Raw genomic sequence first — 10798 nt, 5'->3', positions numbered from 1 at the left:
CGCACTCTGCCGGACAATCGAGTCATGGAGAAGCCGAAGCTTGCCGAGTTGCTGGAACTGACAGCGCACCCGGAGGGTGGGTGGTACCGCGAGACGTGGCGGTCGGAGGTGAGCTTCCAGCCCGACGGGTACGACGGTGAGCGGGCGAGCGCTACCGCGATCTACTTCCTGCTTGCCCCGGGGGAGGAGTCGCAGTGGCATGCGGTGCGGTCGACGGAGCTCTGGCTGTGGCACTCCGGGGGACCGCTCACGCTCCAGTACGGCGAATCGCCGGAGCAGGCGGTGTCGGTCACGCTGGGACCTGAGGTGGCGGCTGGTGAGCAGCCACAGGTGGTGATCCCGGCCGGCGCTTGGCAGGCCGCGCGGCCGGCCGGAGATCAAGAAGTGCTCGTTTCGTGTGTGGTGTCGCCAGGCTTCGACTTCGCTGACTTCACCATGTAGAGCACAGCACCATGTAGCCCGTTACATCTGCGGTACGGCGGCCTCCCCGGTGGTCAGCTCGGGTAGGTGCTCGCGGACCATGTAGCCGCCGGCGCAGGCGATCCAGACGGCCGAGAGCAACAACGGGACACCGGTCATCAGGAAGCCGCCGGCAGCGAACGTGCCGGTCGAGGCGAAGATGCCGAACGAGCCGGCGACGGACACCACTGCCGCCAGCAGGGCCAGGTAGCCGAGCCAGTTCGGCATCAGGTGTGTGCGCAGCACACCGATGCCGGCCGCGGCCAGCGGCAGCGCTGCGGCGAACCCGATCATCGTCGTCATCACCGACGTCAGCTGGAACAGCATCATCGTGAGCGCGGCGTCCCGGCCGTCGATACCGAAGGCGGTCGCGCCGGTCATCGCCGCATTGACGAAGATCGCACCACCGACCAGCACCGAACCCGCCAGCAGCGCCAGGTGGACGTCACTGCGCTCGTCCCGCTCCCGCATCGCCTCGGCGAAGGCGGACGCGAACCAGATGACCAACCCACCGGCCGCGGCCCACATCAGTGCACTGGTGAGCATCATGCCGCGGTTGTCGGCGATCCAGCTCGTGATCGTGCTCTGCGATTCGTCGACGTTCGGTGGGTTGCCGGGCAGGAACCTGCCCAGGAGAGCCAGGACGACGAAAGCCAGCCCGGCGAAGCCACCCCACCGCAACTCGTGTCGCTCAGTCATGGGGAAACACCTCCAGTGTGCACACCACGAAATGTGGTGCGTCTACTGCTGATATTCCTCCGCTTCGCCCGGCCGTCAAGGGGCGCGATGCACCTACTGGAGAACCGTTGCCAACGCCTCGTATCCGGGCAGCAGGTCGATGCCCTCTCGCCCTAGTTGCTGGATCGCGACGTGGTCGGCGCCGGCCTCCAGATGGGCGTTCAGCCCCTCGGCGATCTCGACCGCGGAGCCGTGCAGGACCAGTGCGTCGACCAGCCGGTCGCTACCGCCGTCGGCGATGTCTTCGTCGGTGAAACCGAGCCGCTTCAGGTTGCTGACGTAGTTGGTCAGTGCCAGATAGGTAGCGAGGTAGTCGCGCGCTGTGGTCCGAGCGATGTCCGCATCGGTCTCCAGCACCACCTTCTGCTCAGGTGCCAGCAGCACTCCGCCGCCCAGACTGCGACGTGCCTCCCGCGTGTGCTCAGGAGTCGTCAGATACGGCAGTGCTCCGGCCGTACGCCGAGCCGACAGCTGCAGCACCTTCGGACCGAGTGCGGCCAGCGCCCGGCGCTCCACCGGCACCTTCGCGTCGTCCAGTTCGTCCAGGTAGGACACGATCGTCTCGTACGGCGACCGGTACCCCGCGCTGTGTTCCCGGTGCCCGATCCCGACACCGAGCAGGAACCGCCCCGGCGCGGCCTCCTCGAGGCGGTGGTAGGACTCCGCCACATCCGCCGCCGGTGAGCTCCACATGTTCACCACGCTGGTGCCGACCGCAACAGAACTCGTTGCAGCGAGCAACACCTCGGCGTCGCGCAGACCGGCTCCCGGGGACGAGCCCAGCCACAGCGCGCCGTACCCGGCTTGCTCCAGCCCGGCCGCGAGCTCCGGACCCCAGTGCTGCGCACCGTGCCAGACCCCGAAGCGTCCCAGTTCGATCGCCACGTCGTACCCCTCTCGTCATCCCACTGTCCAGGCGCACCCGGGGCGGTCGGGTAGGTCCAAGCATCTCCCGTGGGACGGGGCCCGAGTCAATGATGGTTGTCACGTCAAAGGTGACCCGGAACGCTACTTGCCGGTCACTTGGCGATCAGACCATCCAGTCAGGTGGTATGCCCCTTGCGGGCATACACTCGGCAGCGACCTGGCATCATCCGCTCACCGCCGGGCCGCGGTCACAACGATGTGCGCCGTCCTCCTGGAAGGAAAGAAGGGCAAGCAGTGAAGGTCGGAGTTCCGAAGGAAGTCAAGAACCACGAGTACCGGGTGGCCATCACGCCGTCCGGTGTGCACGAGTTCGTACGCCACGGGCACGAGGTTCTGATCGAGCAGGGCGCGGGCAGCGGATCGCTGATCCCCGACGAGGAGTTCGTCGCGGCCGGGGCACGGATCGTGCCGACCGCCGACGAGGTGTGGGGTGAAGCCGAACTGGTCCTGAAGGTGAAGGAGCCGGTCGCCGAGGAGTGCCACCGGATGCGGAAGGGACAGGTGCTGTTCACGTACCTGCACCTGGCCGCCAGCCAGGAGTGCACCGACGCTCTGCTGACCGCCGGCGTCACTGGTATCGCCTACGAGACGGTGCAGTTGCCGGACGGTTCGCTGCCACTGCTGGCCCCGATGAGCGAGGTCGCCGGCCGGCTCGCGCCGCAGTCCGGCGCCTACCACCTGATGCGCAGCGGTGGTGGGCGTGGTGTGCTGCTCGGCGGTGTCTCCGGTACGCACCCGGCCCGCGTGGTCATTCTCGGCGCCGGTGTCTCCGGGATGAACGCTGCGGCGATCGCCCTCGGCATGCAGGCCCAGGTGCAGTTGTTCGACCGCAACATCGCACGGCTCCGCCAGGCCGACCAGATCTACCAGGGTCACCTGCTGACGATCGCTTCGAACGCCTACGAGATCGAGCGCGCGGCCCTGGAGGCCGACCTCGTCATCGGTGCGGTGCTGGTCCCCGGTGCGAAGGCGCCGAAGCTGATCAGCAACGAACTGGTCAGCAAGATGAAGCCGGGCAGTGTGCTCGTCGACATCGCGATCGACCAGGGCGGCTGCTTCGAGGACTCGCGTCCGACCACCCACGCGGACCCGGTCTACCAGGTGCACAACTCACTGTTCTACTGCGTCGCCAACATGCCCGGCGCGGTGCCGAACACGTCGACGTACGCGCTCACCAACGTGACGCTGCCGTACGCGATCGAGCTGGCCAACCTCGGCTGGCGGGAGGCGCTGAAGTCGGACCACAGCCTGGCGCTCGGCCTGAACACCTACGACGGCCACGTCACCTACGGTCCGGTCGCGGAGGCGCACGACGTCTCGCAGCTGAAGCTGGACGAGGTCCTGGTCTGAGCATCAGCCGTGCGGTTGGTGCTTACCTCGACCACTTGACCGTCGAACGCGGCCTCGCCGCGAACACCCTGGCGTCGTACCGGCGTGACCTGCGCCGGTACGGCGCCTACCTCGCCGCGACCGGGATCGACGATCTCGGTCGCGTCACCGAGGCAGTGGTGAGTGACTTCCTGATGCGGTTGCGTGAGGGCGACGAGGACCACCCGCCGCTCACTGCTTCCAGCGCGGGACGCACCGTCGTTGCAGTGCGGGGCTTTCACAAGTTCTGCCTGCGGGAAGGGCTGACTGCGACCGACCCGGCCGCAGCGGTGAAGCCGCCGGCACCGCCACAGCGGCTGCCGAAGGCTCTGTCCGTCGACGAGGTGACCAGGATCCTTGCCGCGGCGGCCGGTGCGGAGGCGGAGCCCGCCGTACTGGCTACTCGGGATGCTGCGCTGCTGGAGTTCCTCTACGGGACTGGTGCGCGCATCTCTGAGGCCGTGGGACTGGATGTCGATGACGTCGACCTCGAGGTCGGTGCGGTGCTGCTGCGCGGTAAGGGCAGCAAGGAGCGGGTTGTTCCGGTCGGCACCTACGCGCTCAAGGCGCTTTCGGCGTACCAGGTGCGTGGGCGTCCTGATCTGGTGGCCAGAGGACGCGGTACGCACGCTCTGTTCCTGAATGCGCGCGGTGGTCGGCTCTCACGGCAGAGTGCTTGGACAGTACTGCGGCGTGCGGCGGAGCGAGCCGGGATCGCGAAAGAGATCTCCCCGCACACGCTGCGCCACTCGTTCGCGACGCACCTGCTGGACGGGGGCGCCGACGTACGAGTTGTGCAGGAGCTGCTCGGACATGCGTCGGTGACGACTACACAGGTCTACACCTTGGTGACAGTGGACAAACTGCGTGAGGTCTACGCGACATCGCACCCGCGCGCGCTTTCCTAGGCGGCGACTCGTGAGAGAGTAGACCCCGGTGCGCGGTGAATCTCGACGGTGTGCAATGATCTGCTCACAGTCGGTCACCGCAACGGGGTGATCGGCCTCCTGTGGAATGCCGACCGTAAACCGCTCGACCCGGGTGCGGAGTGGCCGCTTGAGAGTGCTTGAATGCACGCTTACAGTCGCTTGCGTCGCCCGTATCGGTTGAAAGGTTTGGCGAGTCATGAACGAGTCGACATTCCCGGGCACCGAGCAGCACTTCGACGGCGCGCAGTCCGAGCCGGCGACGCCTGCCGAACCGAGCGCGCCGCCCCAGCGCACCACTTTGACCCCACCCGAGAACTATGCGGCGATGCCGAGGCCCACGGCCAAGCTCACCGCGGAGGACCTTGCACCTGTGAGCGATCTGAGCGGCCCGCGCAAGATCGGGCCGACCGGCCGGCCGATGCCGGACCTGCCGGAGCCCCTGCCGCCGACCAAGACCGGTCCGGCGCAGGTGATCGCCATGTGCAACCAGAAGGGTGGCGTGGGCAAGACCACGACCACGATCAACCTCGGCGCCGCGATCGCCGAGACCGGCCGCAAGGTGCTGCTGATCGACTTCGACCCGCAGGGCTCGGCCTCGATCGGCCTCGGCGTGCAGCCGCACGACCTGGAACTGTCGGTCTACAACCTGCTGATGCAGCGCGACATCACGCCGGCCGAGGTAATCCAGCCGACCCGGGTGCCGAACCTCGACCTGTTGCCGGCCAACATCGACCTGTCCGCGGCCGAGGTCCAGCTGGTCCAGGAGGTCGCCCGTGAGTACACGCTGCAGCGGGTGCTCGAGCCGATCATCCCGAACTACGACATCATCCTGATCGACTGCGCGCCCTCGCTCGGTCTGCTCACGGTGAACGCCCTGACCGCGTCGAACGGTCTCGTCGTGCCGCTGGAGTGCGAGTTCTTCGCGCTCCGCGGGCTCGCGATGCTGACCGACACGATCGGCAAGGTGAAGGACCGGCTGAACCCGAAGCTGGAGATCGTCGGCATCCTCGGCACCATGTTCGACGGGCGCACCACGCACGCGCGTGAGGTGCTCGACCGCGTCGTCCAGGCCTTCGACGACCGGGTCTTCCACACCGTCATCCGGCGCACCGTGAAGTTCCCCGAGACCACGGTCGTCGGCGAACCGATCACGACGTACGCGCCCTCGTCCCAAGCGGCCACGCAGTACCGCGACCTTGCCAAGGAGGTGCTCGCGCGTTGTCCCGCCGGGTGAGCCTGCCAGGTGCCAGTGAACTCTTCGGGGGTACGGCACCGCAGCAGACCAGACCCGAGAAGCGCACCACCACTGACGGACCGGCGTCGAGCTCCGTGCGATCCCGCACGGCGGTCGCCGACGACCGGAAATCCAGTGGACGGATCCGCCACGACACGAAGATCACCGTGTACGTGACGGAGGAAGAGCTGCTCGGACTGGAACAGGTGCGGCTGGCGCTGCGGGCCGAACACGGCCTCAGCGCGGACCGCGGCCGGATCGTCCGGGAGGCGATCGACGTCCTGCTGGCCGACTTCGTCGACCACGGACCGGACTCGGTGCTGGTACGGCGGCTCAAGGCGTCGGAGTGACCGTGGCGGACTCCCTGCCCTTGGAGATCGGCGCCGGCGACGACGCCGTACCGGTTGTTGCCGAGGGCAAGAGTTTTGAGGTTCACCTGGAGAACTTCGACGGGCCGTTCGATTTGCTGCTGCAGCTGATCAGCAAGCACAAGCTGGACATCACCGAGATCGCGTTGTCGGTGATCACCGACGACTTCATCGCGCACATCAAGGCGCTGGGGTCGGAGTGGGATCTGGATCAGACGTCGGAGTTCCTGCTGATCGCGGCGACCCTGCTGGACCTGAAGGCGGCGCGGTTGCTGCCGAAGGGCGAGGTCGAGGACGACGAGGACCTCGCGCTGCTCGAGGCGCGAGACCTGTTGTTCGCGCGGCTGCTGCAGTACCGCGCGTTCAAGCAGATCGCTGCTCTGGTGCAGGAGCGGATGGCGCAGCAGGCCAAGAGCTTCCCGCGCTCGGTCGGTGTCGAACCGCGGTTCGCCGAGCTGCTGCCTGAGGTGCTGCTCGGGATCGATCCGAACGGGTTGATGCTGCTGGCGCAGAAGGCGCTGGCGCCGAAGGACAACATCCCCGAGGGTGTCTCGCTCGCCCACCTGCACGCCCCCGCGGTCACGGTCCGCGAGCAGGCGCTCGTCATCGTCGACCGCCTCCGCCGCCAGCGCAGTACGACGTTCCGCATGCTGGTCGCCGACTCGCCCGACACCGTCACCACGGTCTGCCGCTTCCTGGCCCTGCTGGAGCTCTTCCGCTCCGCCGACGTCTCCTTCGACCAGGTCACGCCGCTGGGTGAACTCACCATCCGCTGGACCGGCCCCGACGACGGCGAGATCGCCGTCAGCGACGAGTTCGACGAGGAAGCCGCCAAGCCCTCCGACGAAGGCGAAGCCCCCACAGTCACCGACGACGACTCGTTCCTGGAGCCCGGCGACTCCCTCACCGAAGACACCGCCCAGCCCGAACCACCCCACGAGACGGTGCCCCAGTGACCCCCAACACCCCCCACTCAGCCGAAGAGTCGACCGATGCCACGTCGCAGGTAGACGAGGCGCAGGACGTCACTACGTCGGAAGCGGACGAGGCTCCGGCGGACGCCGCCTCGGCAGGCAACTCCGGTGAGCCCGCCGCCTCGGACACCTCCGGCGCCACCGCCTCGGTGGGCAACGACGGCGAGCCCACCGCCTCGGACGCCTCCGGCGCCACCGCCTTGGCGGACTCCGAGCAGGGCGACACCACCTTCTCCGAACCCACTACCCCCGAGAGCACGTCTCCGGTGGACGCTGACTCGGCGGACAACGCTTCGGCGGTTGACGCGGGTGCGGACGACACGTCGGTGGATGTGGAGTCGGGCGACGCCGGGTTGGGTGACGACGCCGCCGACGACGTACCGGGTGGTGCGGGCGCCGACGACGCGCGGGCGAGTGTGGACGGCGCACCGGCTGGTGGACACGACGACGTACCAGCTGGTGACGCCGGCGACGTACCGGCGGGTGCGGACGACGCAGCGGCTGGTGGAGACGACGACGTACCGGCTGGTGACGGCGGGGACGGCGTACCGGGGGAAGAGCATTTGCCGCCTGGGCAGACTGAGGTGCCGGTCGGCGACGAGGTGGTGATCGACGACGAGACGATGCGTCGGGCGATCGAGGCGATCTTGATGGTGACGGACGAGCCGTTGCCGGTGTTGACGCTGGCGCGGGCGGTGGGGCGGCCGTCGGGGGATGTGGCGGCGGCGCTGGCTGAGTTGTCGGGGGAGTACACCGAGCAGGGGCGTGGGTTCGACCTGCGGGAGATCGGTGGTGGGTGGCGGTACTACACGCGCCCCGAGGCGGCGGCGTTCGTGGAGCGGTTCGTGCTCGACGGGCAGCAGGCACGGCTCACGCAGGCGGCGCTCGAGACGCTGTCGGTGGTCGCGTACAAGCAGCCGGTCAGCCGGGCGCGCGTCTCTGCCATTCGCGGCGTGAACGTGGACGGCGTCATGCGCACGCTGATCGCGCGCGGTCTGGTTGAAGAGGCCGGCGCCGACACTGAGTCGCAGGCGACGCTCTACCGCACCACCTCGTTCTTCCTCGAGCGGATGGGCATGCAGTCGCTCGACGACCTGCCCGAGCTCGCGCCGTACCTGCCTGACATGGACGACATCGAGGACGAGCTCGCCGCCCAGTCCCTCCCGCCGGCCGCCGAAGAGGCGAAGCCCGCCGAGCCGGAAGAGGAAGAGGAGAGCGGCCCCCTCGAGAACGACCTGGCCCCACCCGTCGTCACCCCCACGGACACCGAGGACGACGACGAAGAAGAGCCCGAGTACGCCGACTTCACGACGCCAACGCAGGTTGAGTCCTCTCAACAGTCGTCCGAGGACGAGCCCGAACCCGAGTACGCCGACGTCACGGCGACCGAGCAGATCGAGTCCGACGGCTCCTCCGCTGAATCCGATTCCGACCAGACGGACACCTCCGGAGACGACATGGCTTCGGCGGACGAGCAGCCTGAGCCGACCTCCGGGACCGAGGACGAAATCCCGGCGGACGACGCTCCGGCGCAGAGCCGGTGGTACCCGTACGACCAGACTGCCGAGGAGATCGGCTCCGCGGACGTACCGAATGCTGGAACAGACAGAGAGTTGCGTGCGCCGGGTGAGTGACGACGAGGGTATTCGGCTGCAGAAGGCGCTGGCGCAGGCTGGGGTCGCGAGCCGGCGGAATGCCGAGATTCTGATCGAGCAGGGCCGGGTCGAGGTCGATGGCAAGGTGGTGACCGAGTTCGGGACGCGGGTGGATCCGGCGGTCTCGGTCATCCGGGTCGACGGCGAGCGCATCCCGCCGACCAGCGCGCATGTCTACCTCGTGCTCAACAAGCCACGCGGCGTCGTCACGACGATGGCCGACCCCGAAGGGCGCGAGTGCATCGCGGACTTCGTGCAGGACCGGCCGGAGCGGCTGTTCCACATCGGGCGGCTCGACACCGACACCGAGGGGCTGTTGCTGCTCACGAACCACGGTGAGTTCGCGCACCGCCTCGCGCACCCGTCGTACGAGGTCTCGAAGACGTACGTCGCCGAGGTCGAGGGCAACGTGAAGCCGGGGACCCTGCGCCGCCTCCTCGACGGCGTGAATCTCGACGACGGCCCGGCCCAGGCCGACACGGTCAAGGAGATGTCCAGCATCCGCGGCCGCACCCTGGTGCAGATCACCCTGCACGAGGGCCGCAACCGCATCGTTCGCCGCATGTTCGACGCGATCGGGCACCCCGTGAAGCGCCTGACCCGCACCGCGATCGGCCCGGTACGCCGGGGCAACCTGCACACCGGCGAGCTCCGCGAACTCGATCCCAAGGAGCTCGGCCAGCTGCTCGACATCGTCGATCTCTGACCACAAAGGGATAACGCCGGGTCGCGGCGCGCCTGAGACAGCGCACGGTTGTCGGAGGCGGGACGTAGTGTGGTGGATGTGAACCGGCGAATCTTCGGACTGGAGAACGAGTACGGCGTCACGTGTACCTTTCGCGGTCAGCGCCGACTGACCCCCGACGAGGTGGCGCGGTACCTGTTTCGGCGGGTTGTGTCCTGGGGGCGGAGCAGTAACGTCTTCCTCCGCAACGGGGCACGCCTCTACCTCGACGTGGGCTCCCACCCGGAGTACGCGACCGGCGAGTGCGACTCGGTCACCGACCTGATCGCGCACGACAAGGCCGGTGAGCGGATCCTCGAAGGGCTGCTGGTCGACGCACAGAAGCGGCTGCACGACGAAGGCATCTTCGGTGACGTCTACCTGTTCAAGAACAACACCGACTCGGCCGGGAACAGCTACGGCTGCCACGAGAACTATCTGGTCAGCCGGCACGGCGACTTCGCCAAGCTGGCCGATGTGCTGATCCCGTTCCTGGTCACCCGGCAGCTGATCTGCGGGGCCGGCAAGGTGCTGCAGACGCCGCGCGGTGCGGTCTACAGCGTGAGCCAGCGGGCCGAGCACATCTGGGAGGGCGTCTCCAGCGCGACGACGCGGTCCCGGCCGATCATCAACACGCGCGACGAGCCGCATGCGGACGCCGAGCGGTTCCGCCGGCTGCACGTGATCGTCGGCGACTCGAACATGTCCGAGACCACGATGCTGCTCAAGGTGGCCAGCACCGACCTGGTGCTGCGGATGATCGAGGCCGGCATCGTGATGCGCGACCTGACCCTGGACAACCCGATCCGGGCGATCCGCGAGATCAGTCACGACATGACGGGTCGCCGCGAGGTCCGGCTGGCCAACGGTCGCGAGGCGAGCGCCCTGGACATCCAGGGGGAGTACCTGAACAAGGCGCGCGACTTCGTCGACCGCCGCGAGCTGGGGACACCGGCCGTGGAGCGGGCGCTGAACCTGTGGGAGCGCTGCCTGAAGGCGATCGAGTCCGGCGACCTGTCCGGGATCGAGCGCGAGATCGACTGGGTGATCAAGTACCGGTTGATCGAGCGTTACCGCCAGCAGAACAACCTCGGTCTGGCCAGCCCGCGGGTCGCCCAGCTCGACCTGGCCTACCACGACATCCACCGGCCGCGCGGGCTCTACTACCTGCTCGAGCGCCGCGGCGCGGTCACCCGGGTGGTCGACGACCTGCGCGTCTTCGAGGCGAAGTCGGTGCCGCCGCAGACCACGCGGGCGCGGCTGCGCGGTGAGTTCATCAAGCGCGCGCAGGAGCGCCGCCGGGACTTCACCGTCGACTGGGTGCACCTGAAGCTGAACGACCAGGCCCAGCGCACCGTGCTGTGCAAGGACCCGTTCAAGTCCCACGACGAGCGCGTCGAGAAGCTCATCGCCAGCATGTAG

11 protein-coding genes are annotated in these 10798 nt (G+C 68.1%); 9 read left to right on the top strand and 2 right to left on the bottom strand.

The features are described from left to right. Nucleotides 1-24: 24 nt before the first annotated feature. Nucleotides 25-441, top strand: coding sequence for a cupin domain-containing protein (locus ABZS29_RS33895; RefSeq protein ID WP_355468298.1), 417 nt, complete (start codon nt 25-27; stop codon nt 439-441). Nucleotides 442-462: 21 nt separating this feature from the next. On the opposite strand, the gene ABZS29_RS33890 is transcribed toward ABZS29_RS33895, so the two are convergent. Together ABZS29_RS33890 and ABZS29_RS33885 are read right to left on the bottom strand one after the other, a co-directional pair. After that, nucleotides 463-1158 carry a DUF4386 family protein gene (locus ABZS29_RS33890; protein ID WP_355468296.1) on the bottom strand — a complete coding sequence of 232 codons (696 nt, stop codon included), beginning with the start codon at nt 1156-1158 and terminating at the stop codon, nt 463-465. Nucleotides 1159-1251: 93 nt separating this feature from the next. Beyond that, complete coding sequence (locus ABZS29_RS33885; protein WP_355468294.1) at nt 1252-2082, bottom strand: LLM class F420-dependent oxidoreductase; 831 nt, start codon at nt 2080-2082, stop codon at nt 1252-1254. 276 nt (nt 2083-2358) lie between these two features. Here ABZS29_RS33885 and ald point away from each other — a divergent pair, with 276 nt between their 5' ends. The 8 genes from ald to pafA all read left to right on the top strand — a co-directional run bounded on the left by ald (nt 2359) and on the right by pafA (nt 10798). Further along, on the top strand, nt 2359-3474 hold the full coding sequence (gene ald, locus ABZS29_RS33880; protein WP_355468292.1) for an alanine dehydrogenase: 1116 nt from the start codon (nt 2359-2361) through the stop codon (nt 3472-3474). Next, on the top strand, nt 3471-4400 hold the full coding sequence (gene xerD / locus ABZS29_RS33875; RefSeq protein ID WP_355468366.1) for a site-specific tyrosine recombinase XerD: 930 nt from the start codon (nt 3471-3473) through the stop codon (nt 4398-4400). The genes ald and xerD overlap by 4 nt, the downstream gene beginning before the upstream one ends. A gap of 217 nt (nt 4401-4617) precedes the next feature. After that, the gene (locus ABZS29_RS33870) at nt 4618-5655 is read left to right on the top strand and encodes an AAA family ATPase (RefSeq protein ID WP_355468290.1); all 1038 of its coding nucleotides are present in this window, start codon (nt 4618-4620) and stop codon (nt 5653-5655) included. Continuing rightward, nucleotides 5640-6005 (top strand): hypothetical protein, encoded by a 366-nt coding sequence (locus ABZS29_RS33865; protein WP_355468289.1) that lies wholly within the window; start codon nt 5640-5642, stop codon nt 6003-6005. The genes ABZS29_RS33870 and ABZS29_RS33865 overlap by 16 nt, the downstream gene beginning before the upstream one ends. Nucleotides 6006-6007: 2 nt before the next feature. Next, nucleotides 6008-6979 carry a segregation/condensation protein A gene (locus ABZS29_RS33860; RefSeq protein ID WP_355468287.1) on the top strand — a complete coding sequence of 324 codons (972 nt, stop codon included), beginning with the start codon at nt 6008-6010 and terminating at the stop codon, nt 6977-6979. Next, nucleotides 6976-8631 (top strand): SMC-Scp complex subunit ScpB, encoded by a 1656-nt coding sequence (gene scpB, locus ABZS29_RS33855; RefSeq protein WP_355468285.1) that lies wholly within the window; start codon nt 6976-6978, stop codon nt 8629-8631. The genes ABZS29_RS33860 and scpB overlap by 4 nt, the downstream gene beginning before the upstream one ends. Continuing rightward, nucleotides 8624-9358: a pseudouridine synthase gene (locus tag ABZS29_RS33850; protein ID WP_355468283.1), complete on the top strand. Its 735-nt coding sequence runs from the start codon at nt 8624-8626 to the stop codon at nt 9356-9358. Before scpB ends, ABZS29_RS33850 begins: the two co-directional genes overlap by 8 nt. A gap of 78 nt (nt 9359-9436) precedes the next feature. Then, the gene (gene pafA, locus ABZS29_RS33845) at nt 9437-10798 is read left to right on the top strand and encodes a Pup--protein ligase (RefSeq protein WP_325056951.1); all 1362 of its coding nucleotides are present in this window, start codon (nt 9437-9439) and stop codon (nt 10796-10798) included.

This window comes from Kribbella sp. NPDC005582, assembly GCF_040605415.1.
Lineage (GTDB): Bacteria > Actinomycetota > Actinomycetes > Propionibacteriales > Kribbellaceae > Kribbella.
This window is presented reverse-complemented; position numbering and strand designations above follow the sequence as displayed.